Consider the following 17,621-nt stretch of genomic DNA (forward strand, 5'->3'; position numbering starts at 1 on the left):
AGGAAGACAACATGGCTGCTAAAGACGTCAAATTCGGCGATGCCGCTCGCAAGAAACTGCTCGTAGGCGTTAACACCCTGGCTGATGCCGTTAAAGCCACCCTCGGCCCGAAAGGTCGCAACGTGGTCCTGGAGCGCAGCTTCGGTGCTCCGCTGATCACCAAGGACGGCGTTTCCGTCGCCAAGGAAATCGAGCTGAAGGATCGCATCGAGAACATCGGCGCCCAGCTGGTGAAAGACGTGGCCTCCAAGGCCAACGACGCTGCCGGTGACGGCACCACCACCGCCACCGTTCTGGCCCAGGCCATCGTCACCGAGGGCCTGAAAGCCGTCGCTGCCGGCCTGAACCCGATGGACCTGAAGCGCGGTATCGACAAGGCTACCACCGCCATCGTTGCCGAGCTGAAGAACCTGTCCAAGCCGTGCACCGACACCAAGGCCATTGCCCAGGTCGGCACCATCTCCGCCAACTCCGACGACTCCATCGGCAACATCATTGCCGAAGCCATGGAGAAAGTAGGCAAGGAAGGCGTGATCACCGTTGAAGAAGGCTCGGGCCTGGAAAACGAACTGTCCGTCGTGGAAGGTATGCAGTTCGACCGTGGCTACCTGTCCCCCTACTTCATCAACAAGCCGGACACCATGGTGGCCGAGCTGGACGGCCCGCTGCTGCTGCTGGTCGACAAGAAGATCTCCAACATCCGCGAACTGCTGCCGGTTCTGGAAGCCGTTGCCAAGTCCGGCCGTCCGCTGCTGATCGTGGCTGAAGACGTCGAAGGCGAAGCCCTGGCTACCCTGGTCGTCAACAACATGCGCGGCATCGTCAAGGTTGCTGCCGTCAAGGCCCCGGGCTTCGGCGACCGTCGCAAGGCCATGCTGCAGGACATCGCCATCCTGACCGGCGGTACCGTCATCTCCGAAGAAGTCGGTCTGTCCCTGGAAAGCGCCACCCTGGAGCACCTGGGCAACGCCAAGCGCGTCGTCCTGAGCAAGGAAAACACCACCATCATCGACGGCGCTGGCGCCCAGGCTGACATCGAGGCCCGCGTTGCCCAGATCCGCAAGCAAGTCGAGGAAACCTCCTCCGACTACGACAAGGAGAAGCTGCAAGAGCGTCTGGCCAAGCTGGCCGGCGGTGTTGCCGTGATCAAGGTCGGTGCGGCTACCGAAGTCGAGATGAAAGAGAAGAAGGCCCGCGTGGAAGACGCCCTGCACGCCACCCGTGCTGCAGTGGAAGAAGGCGTGGTTCCTGGCGGTGGCGTGGCACTGGTTCGTGCCCTGGCCTCCATCAAGGACCTGGTGGGTGTCAACGAAGAGCAGACCGCGGGTATCAACATCCTGCGTCGCGCTGTCGAGGCTCCGCTGCGCCAGATCGTCACCAACGCCGGTGACGAGGCCTCCGTGGTCCTGGACAAGGTCAAGCAGGGTTCCGGCAACTACGGCTACGACGCTGCCACCGGCCAGTACGGCGACATGATCGAGTTCGGCATCATCGACCCGGCCAAGGTCACCCGTACCGCGCTGCAGGCTGCTGCCTCCATCGCCGGTCTGATGATCACCACCGAAGCCATCGTGGCTGACCTGCCGGAAGACAAGCCGGCTCCGGCCATGCCCGATATGGGTGGCATGGGCGGCATGGGCGGCATGATGTAAGCCATTCCAGCCCACACGCTGATCGAAGAGCCCCGCCTTGCGCGGGGCTTTTCTTTTGGAGCGCCCAGGCTTCTGCGCCGACCGGGATGCCGCAACGTGGCGCTGCGCTTCCCAACCCCCGGCTGCTCTCGCCAGAATGAGCGCCACTTCCGGAACCTGTGTCCCGGCTGTGGTCAAAGGCCGGCCCTGCAACGTGCGGGCAACCTGTTCGAGGAGGGGGCGATGCGCATCCTGCTGGTAGAAGACAACAAGGACATCCTGGTCAACATGGCCGATTACCTAGAGCTCAAGGGCTATACGGTGGACTGCGCCCAGGATGGCCTCTCCGGCCTGCACCTGGCGGCCAACGGGCATTTCGACCTGATCGTGCTGGACGTGATGCTCCCCGGCCTGGACGGCAACAGCCTGTGCCAGCGCCTGCGGGAAGAGGCACGGCTGGACACGCCGGTGATCATGCTCACCGCCCGCGATGCCCTGGACGATCGCCTGCAGGGTTTCCGCTCCGGTGCCGACGACTACCTGGTCAAACCTTTCGCCCTGTCGGAGCTGGTCGCCCGCATCGAGGCCGTCCTGCGGCGCAGCCGGGGCGGCGGCAAGCGCGCCCTGCAGGTGGGCGACCTGCACTATGACCTTGACACCCTGGAGGTCAGCCGGGGCGGCAAGCCGCTCAAGCTCAACCCCATCGGCCTCAAGCTGCTGGCGGTGCTGATGCAGAAGAGCCCTCATCTGGTGCGCCGTGAAGTGCTGGAAGAGGCCCTGTGGGGCGACGACTGCCCCGACAGCGACGCCCTCCGTAGCCATATCCACCAACTGCGCCAGGTGATCGACAAGCCTTTTGGAAAGCCCCTGTTGCGTACCCTGCATGGTCTCGGTTACCGGCTCTCGGAGTCGATCGATGGAGTTTAGGCAGAGCCTCGCCCGCCGCATCGTCATCGCCTTCACCCTGATGACCGTGCTGGTGGGCGGTACCTTCTCCCTGGGCATCATCGAAGTGGTGCACATGATCGAGGAGCAGCTCATCTCCCGTGACCTGAGCAACGAACTGGACCGCGTGCTGGCGCAGAACATCTACCAGGGACGTCCGCCGGTACTGGACAGCGACACCCGTTTCTACATGGATGACGGCGGCCACAACCGCTACTCCATGCCGGCGTCCTACCGTGAACTGAGCGAGGGTTTCCACGAGCTCTTCGAAGGTACGCAGTCCTACCACGCCCTGGTGCGCGACTCGCACGGGCGCCGTTACATGCTGCTGCAGGACCAGAGCGACTTCGAAGACCGCGAGCAGGTGCTCTACGGCGTGGTGTTGGCGGGCTTCGTACTCAGCGTACTGCTCTCCGCCGTGCTTGGCTGGCTGCTGGCGCGCAAGGTCATCGAGCCGGTGGTGCGCCTGGCCCGCCAAGTGCGCCATCGTGACCGGTTGCTCGGGCTCGCGCCGCCCTTGGCGCCGGACTATGCCACCGACGAAGTGGGGCAACTGGCCCTGGCCTTCGACGATACGCTGGGCCGCCTGCATCAGGTACTGACCCGTGAGCGACTGTTCACCAGTGACGTCAGCCACGAGTTGCGCACCCCGCTGATGGTGATGGCCTCCTCCTGCGAACTGCTGCAAGAGAACCGCAGCCTCGACGGACGTGCCCAGGCCCAGGTGGCTCGCATCGCCCGCGCCAGCGAGGAGATGCGCGACCTGGTGCAGACCTTCCTGATGCTTGCCCGCGCGCGCCAGGAAGAGGCCAACCTCGGGCCCCAGGCCAGCCTGCGCGAGGTGGCCGATGAGCTGGAGGCACTGTGGCGGCCTGCCATCGAGGATAAAGGCCTGGCCTTCCTCTACCTGCCCGGTGAGGCGGTCAGCGAGGAGCGTTACAACGCTGCCTTCCTGCGCTCCGTCATGGGCAACCTGCTGCGCAACGCGCTGCACTACACCGACAGCGGGCGCATTCGCCTGGAACTGTCCGGCGCCGCCTTCGTGGTGCAGGACACTGGAGTCGGCATCCTCGAGGAAGACCGCGAGGTGATGTTCCAGCCCTTCGTCCGCGGCGGCGCCAAGCGGGGCGACGGTCTCGGGCTCGGCCTCTCGTTGGTGCAGCGGATCTGCGACAACCAGGGCTGGAGCGTCACCCTCACTTCCGTCGAGCCCAGTGGCTGCCGGTTCGAGGTTGCACTCGGCAAGCGTCCCGCTTGAGTTGACGCTTTTTTCACCTCCGCTTGATCTGCCCTTGATCCTCATCCGCGCAGCGTATCGGTGCGCGGATTGGGTGGTAGGGAACCTCGAACTGAAACAATTGTCTGTCACCCTCTGCCGTTGATTTTTGCGGCGGTGCGCCGAGCACCCCGGGCCCGAAGGACCGTTCGTCACTCCAGGTCGCGGGCACCGCCAAGTGTTCTACGGTTAAGTCACAGCGTTGGCAGCGCTATCAAGGGGTTGCGATCATGAAACTAGAAATCACGCGAGCTTTGTTCCTCGCTGGCGCCTTGGGGGTCGCGTCTGCGGCTGCGGCGGCCTGGCACGAGCCATCCCCCTCGGTGGTTCGCTCCAATGACCTCGGCTATTGCCCGGTGCCCCCCAATGCCCGCCACAAGCCCATGGCCAGGCCGGACGACAACCTGTTGCTGCTGATGTATGGCCTGACCCAAGGGCTGCGCGGTCAGGACTGACCATCGCCACGGCGCTCCTCCCGCGAGAAAGGGAGGAGCTGTGCAGGCGCAATGCATGCTCGTTTCCTGCCTGTCCTCGATTTTTCGCACCCATCTCTCTTCAACGGTATAGCCGTTCCCCCCCATCAGCGATGCGGACTGGGCCTACCTGCTGACCGCCTACGAATGCGCCTTCGGCCACCGCGTGGAGGTCCTGCGCCGGCTTTGAGCGGCCCTGAACGAAGAAGGCCCCGCATCCGCGGGGCCTTCTGGTTCTACGCGCCTCAGTGGCTCGAGACGGGCTCGGCCTGGGGCTGGTGCTGCGGGTCCTTGTGCGTCAGCAGCGTGTAGACGCAGGGCAGAACGAACAGGGTGAACAGCGTGCCGATGGACATGCCGGTGGCGATCACCAGGCCGATGTCGAAGCGGCTCACCGCACCCGCACCGGTGGCGAGGATCAGCGGCACCATGCCGAACACCATCGCCGCTGTGGTCATCAGCACTGGACGCAGGCGGATCGACGCCGCTTCCTCCACGGCTTCGCGCGGGGACAGGCCCTTCTCGCGGCGCAGTTGGTTGGCGAACTCCACGATCAGGATGCCGTGCTTGCTGATCAGGCCGATCAGCGTCACCAGGCCCACCTGGGTGTAGATGTTCATGCTGGAGATGCCGAGGAACAGCGGGATCAGCGCCCCGCAGATGGACAGCGGCACCGTCACCAGGATCACCAGCGGGTCGCGGAAGCTCTCGAACTGCGCAGCCAGCACCAGGAAGATGATCGCCAGCGCCAGGCCGAAGGTGACGTACAGCGCACTGCCTTCCTGGACGTACTGGCGCGAGGCGCCGGCGTAGTCGAAGGCGAAGCCGCGCGGGGCCTCCTCGCGGGCGATCTGGGTTACCGTCTCCACCGCATCGCCCATGCTCACCACCGGGAAACCCTCGATGATCGCCGAGTTCAGCTGCTGGAACTGTTTCAGCTTGGTCGGCCGCGCCGTGTCATGCACAGTGATCAGCGTGGACAGGGGCACCATGGTGCCGCTCTCGCTCTTCACGTAGTAGTTGTTCAGCCAGCCCGGGTTGTCGCGGTAGGCGCGCTCCACCTGGGCGATCACCTTGTAGCTGCGGCCGTCGATGGTGAAGCGATTGATCTCGCCTTCGCCCAGCAGCAGCGCCAGGGTCGAACCCAGGTCCTGCATGGAGACGCCCATCTGTGCGGCCTTCTGCCGGTCGATGTCCACCACCACCTCGGGCTTGTCGAACGCTAGGTCGATGTTCAGGAACGCGAACTTCCCGGACTCCTCGGCGCGTTTCTTGATGCGCTCGGTCACCTGTAGCAGTGACTCGTAGTCGTTGGGGGTGTTGACCACGAACTGGAACGGCAGGCCCTCGCCTGTGCCCGGCAGAGACGGCAGGTTGAAGCCGAATATCTGCAGGCCGGGGATCTCGTCCAGCTTGGCCTGGACCTGCGGCAGCAGCTCCATCTGGGTGCGCTCACGCTCGTCCCAGGGTTTGAGCAGGAAGCCGCCGATGCCTGCCTGTACGCCGTCGAAGCCGTTGATCTGGAACGACGAGTAGTACTCCGGGAAGGACTTGAACACGTCCATGAACTGCGCCGAGTAACCGTTCAGGTAGTCCAGGTTGGTCGGCTGCGGCGCCTTGGCCATGAGGAACACGATGCCCTGGTCTTCGTCGGGGGCCAGCTCGCTCTTGGTGAACATCATCAGCACCGGGATCAGGCAGAACACCAGCACGGCGAACACCACCACCACCGGGCGGGTGTTGAGGGTGCCATGCAGGGCGCGCTGGTAGCTGCGTTTGAGGCGCTCGAAGATCAGGTCCAGCCTGTGGGCCAGGCCACTCGGGTTTTCTTCGTGGCGCAGCAGCTTGGAGCACATCATCGGCGACAGCGTCAGAGCGACGATGCCGGAGATGATCACCGCCCCCGCCAGGGTCAGGGCGAACTCGCGGAACAGTGCACCGGTCAGGCCTTCGAGGAAGCCGATGGGGGCGTACACCGCCGCCAGGGTGATGGTCATGGAAATGACCGGCACGGCGATCTCGCGGGCGCCCTCGATGGCAGCGTCGAAGGGCGTCTTGCCCTCCTCGATGTGCCGGTGGATGTTCTCCACCACCACGATGGCGTCATCCACCACCAGGCCGATGGCAAGCACCATGGCCAGCAGTGTCAGCAGGTTGATGGAGTAGCCCATCAGTTGCATGAAGAACAGCACGCCGATCATAGACAGCGGGATGGTGATCACCGGGATCAGCACCGAGCGGAACGCGCCGAGGAACAGGAATACGACCACGATGACGATCAGCACCGCCTCGCCGAGAGTCTTCACCACTTCGTCGATGGAGGCCTGGATGAAGCGGGTTGCGTCGTAGGCGATGGACACCTTCAGGTTCGGCGGTAGCTGCGCTTCCAGCTCCGGCATGATCGCGCGCACGTGCTTGATCACGTCCAGCGGGTTGGCGCTGGGGGTGCCTTTGATGCCGATGTACACCGAGGGGATGCCGTCGAAGGAGCTGATGGAGTCGTAGTTCTCCGCACCCATTTCGACACGGGCGATGTCACGCACCAGCACGCGGCTGTCACCCACGGTCTTCACCGGGATGGCGGCGAAGGCCTCGGGGGACTTCAGGTCGGTGGTGGCGTTGATGCTGGTCACCACGTATTCGCCCTTCACCTGGCCGGCGGCCGAGAGGAAGTTGTACTTGCGCACCGCATCGCTCACGTCGGTGGCGGTGACGCCATAGGCGGCCATCTTCACCGGGTCCAGCCACAGGCGCATGGCGAAGACCTGGTTGCCGAGGATCTCCGCCTCCGCCATGCCCGGCAGGGTCGCCAGCTTGGGCTGGATCACCCGCGACAGGTAGTCGGTGATCTGCGGGTTGGACAGCTCGTCGCTGTAGAAGCTGATGTACATCAGCGCCGAGGCGTCGGCCGACTCCTTGGACAACACGGGGTCTTCGGCGTCCTGGGGCAGTTGGTTCTTCACCTCGTTGGCCTTGGCCAGCAGTTCGGTGAACAGACGGTCCGAGTTGGCGCCGATGCGTGCGTAGATCGAGATGACCGACATGTTCTGCTGGCTCGACGACGTCATGTAGTCGATGCCTTCCGCGCTCGCCAGGCTCTGCTGCAGCGGTTGGGTGATGTAGCCCTGGATGGTCTCGGCGTTGGCCCCCGGGTAAGCGGTGGTCACCGTGATCAGGGCGTTCTCCATCTGCGGGTACTGGCGGATGACCAGCTTGCTGAACGCCTGGAAACCGAGCAGGACGATGAGCAGGCTGACCACGGTCGCCAGGACCGGCCGACGGATGAAGGGATCTGTGAAAGCCATATGCGATTCCTTGGCGCAGCCTTACTGGGCAGCGCTGGCTTGATCGTCCGTTTTGGGGGCGAGGACCGGATCGTCCACCACCGCGACGTGGGAGCCGTTGTCCAGCTTCAGTTGGCCGGAGGTGACCACCTGCTCGCCGGTCTTCAGGCCCTTGAGCACAACCACCTGGCCGTCGCGGCGCTCACCGGTCTCGACGAAGCGGCGCTCGACCACCAGGTAGGGCTCGCCCTTGTCGTTCTTCTGTTCCTGGCCATCCTCACCCTTCTTCGGTGCGATGACGTACACGGAGTTGCCGTACAGGGTGTAGGTGATGGCGGTTTCAGGCACCACCACGCGTTGTTCTTCGCCCGGCAGCAGCACCTCGAGGTTGGCGAACATGCCCGGCAGCAGCTTGTTGTCGGGGTTCTTCAGCACGGCACGGACCTGCAGATTGCGGGTGGTGTCCTCGACCTTGGGGTTGATTGCCGAGATGGTGCCTTCGAACACCTCGCCCGGGTACGCCGCCACGCTCACCCGCACGCGCTGCTCCAGGGCCAGCTTGGGTACGGCCTGCTCGGGCAGGAAGAAGTCCACATAGAGGTTGTCCAGGTCCTGCAGGGTGGCGATGGTAGTGCCGGAAGAGAGGAAGTCACCCACGTCCACCTTGCGGATGCCGATGGTGCCGCCGAACGGTGCGAGGATGCGTTTCTTGTCCAGGGTCGCCTTCAGCTGCGCCACCGAGGCGTTGGCTTTCTGCAGTTCGGAGGACAGGCGGTCGAACTCGCTCTTGGAGATGTTCTGCCGGTTCACCAGGCTGCGGCCGCGCTCGAACTCGACGCGGGCCAGGGACAGGGTCGCCTCGGCGGTGGCCAGGCTGGCCTTCTCCACGTCGCTGTCCATCTGGATCAGCGGCTGACCCTGGCGCACTTTCTCGCCGGAGCGGAACAGCACGTCCTGCACGGTGCCGGCGACCTCGACGGTCAGGTCCACGCCCTGGAAGGCCTTGAGCGAGCCGATCGCCGGCAGGCGCTCCTGCCAAGGACGCTGCTCGGCCAGAGCGGCCGACACGCTGATGGCCGGCTTGGGTGCTGTGAACATCGCGATCTGTTGCTGGATGGAGAAGGCTTTGTAGGCGGCAAGGGCGAGCACCACGAGGATGACCGCGCCGAGCATGATGAGCATGCGGCGAAGCAACATATTCCGGTTCCTTGGCAAGGCAGAGTCGGGCCTGGGAATAGGCGAGGCGAGCACCTTATTCCTACCGGCGGGGCAAGTCAAAGCCTCGGAATTGCAAAAGATTGCGTTCAGCGAGTGATGCCTGGGCTGCCGATCATGATCGGCGAAGATCGCTGTAGATCGCTGATCTTATTCTGGAGCGCTTGATCAGCTACCAAAGAGGCGTGAGAGGGGAGGGCACATCCCTGTGCCGGGAGAATCAGGCGCTGAAGCGGCGGGTGATGTCGTTGAGCTCGCCCGAGAGTTCATGCAGGCGCTGGCTGGCGCCTTCGGTGCGCTGCACGTTCTCGTTATTGGTGTCGGCGATGGCGGTGATCTCGGTGAGGTTGCGGGAGATGTCCTCGGCCACCGAGGTCTGCTCCTCGGCTGCAGTGGCGATCTGCCGGTTCATGTCGCGGATCGCCTCCACGGCCTCGGTGATGCGCTGCAGCATGGCGCCGGCCTCGGTGACCTGGATGACGCTCTGCTCGCTGCGGTTCTGGCCGCTTTCGATGGCGCGCACGGCATTCACCGCACCGGTCTGCACCGTGTCGATGATCTGGTGGATCTCGGCAGTGGATTCGGCCGTGCGTTGGGCCAGGGTGCGGACCTCATCGGCCACCACAGCGAAGCCGCGGCCCTGCTCGCCTGCACGGGCAGCCTCGATGGCGGCGTTGAGGGCCAGCAGGTTGGTCTGCTCGGCGATGCCGCGGATCACTTCCAGCACCTTGCTGATGCGGCCGCTGTCGCTTTCCAGGCGGCGGATGACTTCGGCAGTGGAGGCGATCTCGCCGCGCATGCCGGTGATGCTCTGTATGGTGGCCTGCATCACCCGCTCGCCCTGCTGGGCGGAGGTATCGGCCTGGTCGGCGGCGCCGGCTGCTTCAGCGGCATGACGCGCCACTTCCTGAGCGGTGGCGGACATCTCGTGCATGGCCGTGGCCACCTGGTCGGTGCGTGAGAACTGCTCGCGCACGCCCTGCGCCATCATTGCGGCGATGGCGTTGAGTTCGCCACTGGCGTTGTCCAGCTCGCTGGTGCTGTGCTTCAGGCGGTTGAAGGTGTCGGCGAGAAAGTCCCGCAACACGTTCGCCGAATTGGCCAGGCTTCCCAGTTCGTCCTTGCGGCTGCTGTCGACACGCTCGCCGAAGTTGCCCCGGCTCAGGCGGGCGATGTGCTCGATGAGGGTACGGATCGGTGCGATCAGGCGGCGGTTGATCAGCCACAGGGCCAGCACGCCGATCACCAGGCTGGAAAGCAGCATGGTCACCAGACCGCCGGTGAGGGTGGCGCTGGCACTGGCACTGATCTCGGCGGATTGCTGGGTGCCACGGTCATGCAGTTGGGTGACCAGCGCGGTCATCTGGTCGCTGGCGGCGCGGTCGATGCCCTGCACCGCCTTGTCGCCGGCACTCGGGTCGGCCCCGGCGGCGAGGAAGGCTTCGCGGCCCTTGCGGTAGGCCGCGCCCAGGCTCTGGTGTTCGCTGCGCAGGCGCTCTACCTGGGTCTGCAGGTCACGGTCGCCCATGTCGCGAGCTTCGTTGACCAGCTTGCCGAGAATATCCTGGACCTTGCGCTCCTGGTCCTCGAACTGGCCCCAGTACTTGGCCAGGGCGGCCGGGTCCTTGCCGCGCAGCAGCACGTTCTTCCATTCCTGGACCTGTACCTTGAACTCGACGTTGGCGCTGTCGACGAGGCCGGACGCTTCCAGCGTGCCGCCTACGAGGTTGCGATAGGACTGGATACCACCAGACAGTGAATTGAAGCAGGCGAGCGCGACCACCAGGATCAGCAACAGGCTGCCACCCAACAGCGCGAGGAGTTGGCCTCGCAGGGAGTTTTGCAGGGACATTGAAGAGCGCCTCAGGGAGGAGGAAGGGAAGTGCAGGCAAAGTATAGGTCGGCCGCCATGACCGAGGCGTTAGACCATGGCGACGAAATGCTCGGGTTTCACGCCAGGTGCAGGTGGTTGTCCCAGAGTCCGGCGGGCAATTGCAGCGGTGTGGCGGTGGGGGTGGCCTGGCGGCAGTCGTAGAGGCGGCAGCGCCCCTGGCCGGAGGTGACGACGAAGCCGTTCTTCACCGCGCCCACGCCGGCGCAGTCGGGCAGCGGGGCGTCCAGGCGCAGGGCGCCGCTATCCAGGTCCCAGATGAAGAAGCGATTGCCCCGCGGGGCGGTCAGGGCCACTAGGCGCAGTTCGTCGTGCACCGCCACGCTGGCGGTGTACTGGGCCATGGCCAGGCGCTGCTCGTCCGCCACGGGGAAGGCGACGAGCGGCTGGCCAGGGCGCTTGATGGCCAGCAGGTCGGCGTGGTCCCCGCCATCGCCCATGTACTGCTGGCCCGCCACCACGGTGCCGTCGGCGGCGACGGCAAGGTGGCGGATGCTGTTCATCTGTTGTGGCAGGGTCTCGCGGCTGATCAGGCTGCCGTCGCGACGCATCAGTACCAGGCTCGGTTCCATGGCGTCGAGGTTCATTTCCTTGCGGCTTTCCGCTTCGGTGCGGATGCCGCCGTTGGCCACCACGAAGGTCTCGCCGTCGGGCATCCAGGACACCTGGTGCGGGCCGAGGCCGTGGGTGGACAGCTCGCCCTGGAAACTCAACTGGCGGTCGGCGTAGGCGTAGACGCCCAGCACACCACGGCCTGGGTCGCGGGTGTCGTTGTCGGTGACGTACAGCCATTCGCCGCTCTTGTGGAACACCCCGTGGCCGTAGAAATGCCGGTTCGGTTGCGAGCGCAGGGTCTGCAGCAGGCGGCCGTCCTCCAGGTCGATCAGGTAGCTCTCGGTCCCCGGGCGGCGAGCGACGAACAGGGCCACCGCTTCGCTGGGGTGCTGGACGATGTCATGGCAGCGCTGAGCAACCCGGGTGGCGAACACCTGGGTGCCGTCCAGGCGGTAGCCGACGGCGTAGTGGCCGCCGTCGGCATCGTCACGGGCGGAGAGCAGCAGAGGCTCGCGCCCCTTGCGACTGAGCGACCAGCCGCCCAGCGTCACCGCGCCTAGCAGCAGGCTGCCGAGTGCGATCACCTGGCGGCGCAACATGTCAGTCACCATCGTTGGCGTTGAAGCCCAGTTGTACGTTGAGGACGCGGGCCAGCTCGTTGGAATGCAGGCGGTGCACCACGTCCAGGCTGGCGTAGAAGACGCCCAGTTGCTTGAGGCCCTCTTCGCTCTCCAGCAGTTTGCTCAGTGGCGGCTGCAGGGCGTCGAGTTTGCTGCGGGCGTCCGCGTAGGCGGCGTCGATCTGTTCGGCCAGCGCCTTCTGGTCGCTACCCAGCAGGCTGCGCAGGCCCTTGCCGTCGACACCTTTCCACAGTTGCTCGGCGCTGAGCAGGCTGGCGCCGAGGCTGGCCAGGGAGGTGTCGCTGCGCCAGCCGTCGGCCTGGTAGGGTTGCGGCACGCCCTTGCTCATGCGGCCCATGGGGGTGCCAAGTTTCTTCTTGAGCGTGTCGAGAGCGGTGACCTGCACCCGCAGCAGCTCCGAGACGGCTTCGTGGGAGTCGGCATAGCGCGGGTTGGGGAAGGTGGTCAGCTGCTCCAGCATGCCGTCCTTCTTGTTCCAGCCGGCGAGAATCTCCTCGGCCAGGGTCTTCTGGCGCTCGCCGATGGCCTCCAGCAGGGGGCAGTAGCGGGCCTTCTGTTCCGGGTCTGCCATGTCCAGGCCGCTGTCGAAGAGGATGTATTCGTAGGCGGACAGGCCCTGCACCACCACGCTGGACTTGCCCAGGGCCGCAGCGTCGATCTGCGGCTTGGCGTTGACCAGTTGTTCCACCTGGCGGCCGACCAGGTTCTTCTTGTCCGGCCAGAACTGCACCTGCCAGGCGCGGTTGCCTTCGGCCAGCGGGCCCACCATCAGCGGCTGCAGTTCGGCCCAGGCCTTCTGGGCGACGAGGAAGTCGGCGCGGGCCTTGGCCAGGTCCTCCTTCCCGGAGCAGAACGCCAGGGCGCTGGCGGCCAGGGCCCGGTCGGCCTCCACCCAGCGGCTGTAGGTGGGCAGGATCACCTGCTTGGCCAGTGCCGAGGTGGCCTGGGCTTGTGGGTCCTGAGGGGCGCACGCACCGAGGGCAAGGGCGGCGAGGCTGGTGAAGAGCAGTTTGGGGCGGAACATGCAGGGCTCCTTACAAGGAATTCAGGAAGGCCAGCAGCGCGGCTCGCTGCCCGGCGTCGTAGCGCATGACGGTCTGTTTCGCCGCCTCGGCCTCGCCACCGTGCCAGAGGATGGCCTCCAGCAGGTTGCGGGCGCGCCCATCGTGAAGGAAGCGGGTATGGCCATTGACCACCTCGGTGAGGCCGATGCCCCACAGCGGCGGTGTGCGCCAGTCGCGGCCGCTGGCCTGGAACTCGGGGCGGCCGTCGGCCAAGCCCTCGCCCATGTCGTGCAGCAGCAGATCGGTATAGGGACGGATCAACTGGTTGGCCAGCTCCGGTTCGGCAGCATCGGCCCGGGTGGTGAAGCTCGGGGTGTGGCAGCCCTGGCAGCCGGCCTGGTGGAACAGGCCCTTGCCTTCCAGTATCTGTGGGTCGTTGATCCCGCGCCGCGAGGGCACGGCGAGGTTGCGGCTGTAGAACAGCACTAGACGCAGGATGTTGTCGCTGACCTCGGGCTCACCGCCGTTCACGGCATTCAGGCAGTCCACCTGGGCCGGCGTGCAGTCGTCGTGGGGCAGCAGACTGGTGGTCAGGCCCATGTCGCCGGAGAAGGCGTGGGCGTTTTGCTGGTTCAGGCTGGGCTGGCCGGCCTTCCAGCCGAAGCGGCCGAGCACGGTCTTGCCGGCGGCATCGTCCCAGACCCGGTTGGGGCGGCCGATGACGCCGGGGCCCTTGGCCTCGGATGGGCCGGCATTGGCCAGGATGGCCTCCTCGGGAATGGCCTCCAGCAGGCCCAGGCCGATCATCGGTGGGGCGACTCGCGCAGAGAACATGGTCTGTGGGTGCATGGGTCCATAGCCCAGCTGGGTGATCTCCAGGGTGGGCTTCTGCAGTTCCACCACGGTGCCGTCGGCCAGGGTGACGTTGAGCGGCTCGTAGCGCATGCGCACCTTGCCTTCCGGTGCGACGCCGGGGATGGCAACGTCCTGCAGTTGCCCACCGTAGACCGGCTCGGGCACCACGCCCAGACGCTCCAGCATCTGTTGGTGTTCGGCCTTGGCTTCGGCAGGGATGGACAGGCGCACCAGCATCGACACGGCGTTGTCACCGCGAACGCCTGGCGGATGGCCGCGGCCGTCCTTCACGTGGCAGTTCTGGCAGGCGTTGGTGTTGAACAATGGGCCCAGGCCATCCCTCGCGGTGGTGGAGGAGGGGGCGATCACCCAGGGGTTGCGGAAGAAGCTGTTGCCGACGTTGAAGTCCAGCCGGCGGCTCGGCGTGAGGTTGCCGGAGGCCTGGGAGAAAGCGTTGCGGTCATGCAGGTTGATGGTCGCGGCACCGCCTGAAAGCTGCTCGCCGGGTTCGGCCTGGGTGAAGCGGGGGGGCTTGTCGCAAGCGGCCAGGGCAACGGCCAGCAACAGCGGCGACAGGTGGCGGAGGGCCGACGATACGGGCATTGGCGGGTCCGGCTGGGGAAAACAGGCCGGCAATGTTAGCAGGCGAACGGCTATTAAATAAGAGGGATTTGCGTTCGTGATAGCGGTGCTGGATGGCCGCTGTGAAGAGGGTGGAGCCCAGGCGTGACGCGATCTTCAGCCAGACGAGACGCGGATTTGCAGGCATGAAAAAAGCGGATGCGGCGATGGGCCGCATCCGCTTTCGGGACAGGTGGACGGTGCGATCAGAACTCGTGGTCGGCGTTGTCCGGCTTCAGGTCGCTGATGCCCAGCTTGCCGGCAGCCTGCTCGATGGCACCGGTCTGCTTGACCAGGGCGGCGATGGCGTCACGCACCACCTGGTTGCCTTCGGCGTTGTCCGGAGCGATCAGTTGGTCGAAGTGCTCGCCCTTGTTGGCGCGGTCCACCAGGACCTGCAGCTTGGCCTCGGTGGCCTCCAGGTCGGCCTTCAGGGTAGCGTCGGCCTGGGCATCGGCCTTGGCGACCAGGGAGGACAGGCTCGGGCCGGTCAGGGTGGTGCCGTCGACCTTCTTGTATTCGCCCAGGTAGACGTTGCGGATGCCCTTGCCGTTGTAGAAGTGCGAGTTGTGGGTGTTGTCGCTGAAGCAGTCGTGTTCGTCTTCAGGCGAGTTGGCTTCCAGGGCGACCTTCATGCGCTCGCCGGCCAGCTCACCGAGGGACAGGCTACCCATGCCGAACAGCATCTTGCGCAGGCCGGACTCGGCCGGTTCGGCTTCCAGCTTGGCACGGTAGTTGTCGGCGACGCCGGCTTTCCACTGGCCGACCATGTAGTCCAGGTCGCTCACCAGCAGGTCGGTGACGGCCTTCAGGTAGGTGGCACGGCGGTCGCAGTTGCCGCCGGTGCAGTCCTTGCCCTGGGCGTAGTCGGTGGCCGGGCGATTGCCGGCGCCCGGGCCGGTGCCGTTCAGGTCCTGGCCCCAGAGCAGGAATTCGATGGCGTGGTAGCCGGTGGCGACGTTGGCCTCGGAGCCGCCCAGTTCGTTGAGGCTGGCCAATTTCTCGCCGGTGATCTCGGTGACGTCGATCTTGTCTTCGCCGACCTGGATTTCCTTGTTGGCGACGATGTTGGCGGTAGCACCGGGGTTGCCCAGGGCGTGCTGGTAGTCCTTGGCGACGTAGTCGATCAGGCCTTCGTCCAGCGGCCAGGCATTCAGTTGGCCTTCCCAGTCGTCCACCACCGGGTTGCCGAAGCGGAACACCTCGGTCTGCATGTAGGGCACGCGGGCAGCCAGCCAGGCTTCGCGGGCGGCTTTCAGGGTGTCGTCATTCGGGGTGGCGAGGAAGGCGTCCACGGCCTTTTGCAGGGCGAGGCCGGTGGTGTGGGCATCGGTGAACACGGCCAGGGCCAGGTCGGCGTAGTGCTTGACCACTGCCTTGGTCGCTGCCTCGTCCAGCTTGGTGGCGGCCGGTGCAGCGCTGCTGCTGGCGGCAGCCGGGGCAGCGGCCTGGGGCGCGGCGGCCTTGTCCTTGTCGTCGCCGCAACCGGCGAGAGTGATGGCGATGGCAAGCAGGCTGGCGGTGGCCAGGGGCATACGACTCATGGCGGATTCCTTTGGTAGTGTTGGGAAGCGCTGCTGCGCGAAAACGGCGGACATAATGCGAAAGATTTGCATTTTTGAAAAGTGGCACTTTGTCCCGTTGTCGCGATGGGTGTGCCTCGGGTCGCTGTGCCGGAGGGCGACGGGCGCTAGAATTCTGCGGAACCGAAGACAAGGAGTCGTTCGCATGTCCCTGAGCACCGTTGCCATCCTCGTCGCCCTGCTGTTGTTGGGCGCCTATGCCGTGATCCTCTACAACGCCCTGGTGCGCCTGAAACACGGCGTGGGCAAGGCCTGGTCGAACATCGAGGTGCTGCTCAAGCAGCGCCACGATGAACTGCCCAAACTGGTGGAAACCTGCAAGCAGTACATGCAGCACGAGCGCAGCACCCTTGAGCGCGTGATCGCTGCGCGAAATGCCGTGGCGGGCGCCCGTGAGCGCGGCGACCTGGGCGCCCTGGGCCAGGCTGAAAGCGGGCTGCGCGCCGGCCTCGGGCAACTGTTCGCCCTGGCGGAGAACTACCCGCAGCTCAAGGCCAACGAGAACTTCCAGTTCCTCCAGCAGCGCATCAGTGGCTTGGAGAACGGCATCGCCGACCGTCGCGAGCTGTACAACGAGGCGGTCAACCTGAACAACGTGCGCATCGAGCAGTTCCCTGATGTGCTGATCGCCCGGGTGTTCGGCTTCCGTCCGGCAGAGCTGCTGGTGTTCAGCGAGGCAGAGAAGGCCGATGTGGACATCAAGAGCCTGTTCAACTGATGGACGGGGGTGAAGCTGGTGGCCTGGCGATGAGCCTGGCCTTCAGCCTGGGAGCCTTCCTTGGCGGCGGCTGGTGGTGCCTGAAGCGCTTCTACGAGGGGCGCCTGCTGCTGGATACGCCGACCTCGAAGATTCGTTCGGCGGCTCAGGGTTACGTGGAACTCTACGGTGTGCTGCACGAGCCGCAGCACGGCCTGTTGAGCGCGCCACTTACCGGCAAGCCCTGCGTGTGGTGGCGCTTCCGTATCGAGGAGTACAGCGAGAGTGGCAAGAACAAGCGCTGGAAAGTGGTGGAGAGCGGCGTCAGCGATCAGTGGCTGGCCCTGGGCGATGGCACCGGCGAGTGCCTGATCGACCCACGCGGCGCCGAGGTACGACCCGCCACCCGTGAGGTGTGGCGGGGCAGCCAGCGGCACCCGCTACGGGTGGAGTCCGCCGGGTTGTTCGGCTCGCTGTTCGGTGGAGGCGACTACCGTTACACCGAGGAGCGCCTGGAGCTGGGTGGCCCGCTCTATGCCATCGGCGAGTTCGTCACCACCGGTGCGAGCCAGCAGGGGTTCGATGCCAGCCGGGCCGAAGGGGCGGTGATCCGCGAATGGAAAAGTGATTTCACCGGCCTGCTGAAACGCTTCGACAGCAATGGAGATGGCCAACTGGACGAGGGGGAGTGGGGGCGTGTGCGCCTGGCCGCGCAGTTGGAGGCGGAGGACCGCCACCGCGCCACCAGTGCGGCACCGGCGGTCAATCGTATGCGTCGCCCGGGGGAGGCGCGGCCTTTCCTGCTGTCCAGCCATGGCGAGGACGTGCTGGCGCGGGCGTTCTTCTGGCAGGCGTTGGGCGCTGGCCTGGTATGCATCGTAGGGGCGGTTGCGACGGTCTATCTGCTGCGCACCACCGGTTGGCTCTAGCGTCTCGCGGCCCCGCCCCCG

13 protein-coding genes are annotated in these 17,621 nt (G+C 65.6%); 6 read left to right on the forward strand and 7 right to left on the reverse strand.

What is annotated here, in order from left to right; all coding sequences use genetic code 11:
• The first annotated feature begins 11 nt into the window (after nucleotides 1–11).
• The 4 genes from groL to A9G05_RS06295 all read left to right on the forward strand — a co-directional run bounded on the left by groL (nucleotide 12) and on the right by A9G05_RS06295 (nucleotide 4,307).
• Nucleotides 12–1,652, forward strand: coding sequence for a chaperonin GroEL (gene groL / locus A9G05_RS06280; protein ID WP_069560145.1), 1,641 nt, complete (start codon nucleotides 12–14; stop codon nucleotides 1,650–1,652).
• Nucleotides 1,653–1,874: 222 nt separating this feature from the next.
• Complete coding sequence (locus A9G05_RS06285; protein WP_069560146.1) at nucleotides 1,875–2,558, forward strand: response regulator transcription factor; 684 nt, start codon at nucleotides 1,875–1,877, stop codon at nucleotides 2,556–2,558.
• Complete coding sequence (locus tag A9G05_RS06290) at nucleotides 2,548–3,834, forward strand: HAMP domain-containing sensor histidine kinase (RefSeq protein ID WP_069560147.1); 1,287 nt, start codon at nucleotides 2,548–2,550, stop codon at nucleotides 3,832–3,834. The genes A9G05_RS06285 and A9G05_RS06290 overlap by 11 nt, the downstream gene beginning before the upstream one ends.
• 248 nt (nucleotides 3,835–4,082) lie before the next feature.
• A complete protein-coding gene (locus A9G05_RS06295; protein WP_069560148.1) occupies nucleotides 4,083–4,307 on the forward strand; it encodes a hypothetical protein in 225 nt (74 codons plus the stop codon).
• 263 nt (nucleotides 4,308–4,570) lie between these two features.
• Here the strand turns inward: A9G05_RS06295 and A9G05_RS06300 are convergent, their stop codons facing one another.
• The 7 genes from A9G05_RS06300 to A9G05_RS06330 all read right to left on the reverse strand — a co-directional run bounded on the left by A9G05_RS06300 (nucleotide 4,571) and on the right by A9G05_RS06330 (nucleotide 15,935).
• Nucleotides 4,571–7,630 carry a multidrug efflux RND transporter permease subunit gene (locus A9G05_RS06300; protein ID WP_069560149.1) on the reverse strand — a complete coding sequence of 1,020 codons (3,060 nt, stop codon included), beginning with the start codon at nucleotides 7,628–7,630 and terminating at the stop codon, nucleotides 4,571–4,573.
• Between the two features lie 21 nt (nucleotides 7,631–7,651).
• Nucleotides 7,652–8,806 (reverse strand): efflux RND transporter periplasmic adaptor subunit, encoded by a 1,155-nt coding sequence (locus tag A9G05_RS06305; RefSeq protein ID WP_069560150.1) that lies wholly within the window; start codon nucleotides 8,804–8,806, stop codon nucleotides 7,652–7,654.
• Nucleotides 8,807–9,044: 238 nt separating this feature from the next.
• On the reverse strand, nucleotides 9,045–10,676 hold the full coding sequence (locus A9G05_RS06310; RefSeq protein WP_069560151.1) for a methyl-accepting chemotaxis protein: 1,632 nt from the start codon (nucleotides 10,674–10,676) through the stop codon (nucleotides 9,045–9,047).
• Between the two features lie 98 nt (nucleotides 10,677–10,774).
• A complete protein-coding gene (locus A9G05_RS06315) occupies nucleotides 10,775–11,869 on the reverse strand; it encodes a DUF1513 domain-containing protein (protein WP_069560152.1) in 1,095 nt (364 codons plus the stop codon).
• Between the two features lies 1 nt (nucleotide 11,870).
• Nucleotides 11,871–12,935 (reverse strand): imelysin family protein, encoded by a 1,065-nt coding sequence (locus A9G05_RS06320; protein ID WP_069560153.1) that lies wholly within the window; start codon nucleotides 12,933–12,935, stop codon nucleotides 11,871–11,873.
• Nucleotides 12,936–12,945: 10 nt separating this feature from the next.
• Entirely contained in the window at nucleotides 12,946–14,373 is a 1,428-nt protein-coding gene (locus A9G05_RS06325; protein ID WP_069560154.1) for a di-heme oxidoredictase family protein, read from the reverse strand.
• Between the two features lie 224 nt (nucleotides 14,374–14,597).
• Nucleotides 14,598–15,935: an imelysin family protein gene (locus tag A9G05_RS06330; RefSeq protein WP_069560155.1), complete on the reverse strand. Its 1,338-nt coding sequence runs from the start codon at nucleotides 15,933–15,935 to the stop codon at nucleotides 14,598–14,600.
• A gap of 184 nt (nucleotides 15,936–16,119) precedes the next feature.
• On the opposite strand from A9G05_RS06330, the gene A9G05_RS06335 reads away from it, so the two are divergent.
• Together A9G05_RS06335 and A9G05_RS06340 are read left to right on the forward strand one after the other, a co-directional pair.
• On the forward strand, nucleotides 16,120–16,692 hold the full coding sequence (locus tag A9G05_RS06335; protein WP_069560156.1) for a LemA family protein: 573 nt from the start codon (nucleotides 16,120–16,122) through the stop codon (nucleotides 16,690–16,692).
• Nucleotides 16,692–17,600 (forward strand): GIDE domain-containing protein, encoded by a 909-nt coding sequence (locus A9G05_RS06340; RefSeq protein ID WP_069560157.1) that lies wholly within the window; start codon nucleotides 16,692–16,694, stop codon nucleotides 17,598–17,600. Before A9G05_RS06335 ends, A9G05_RS06340 begins: the two co-directional genes overlap by 1 nt.
• Nucleotides 17,601–17,621: the final 21 nt, after the last annotated feature.

Source organism: Pseudomonas sp. ENNP23, from assembly GCF_001728945.1.
Lineage (GTDB): Bacteria > Pseudomonadota > Gammaproteobacteria > Pseudomonadales > Pseudomonadaceae > Metapseudomonas > Metapseudomonas otitidis.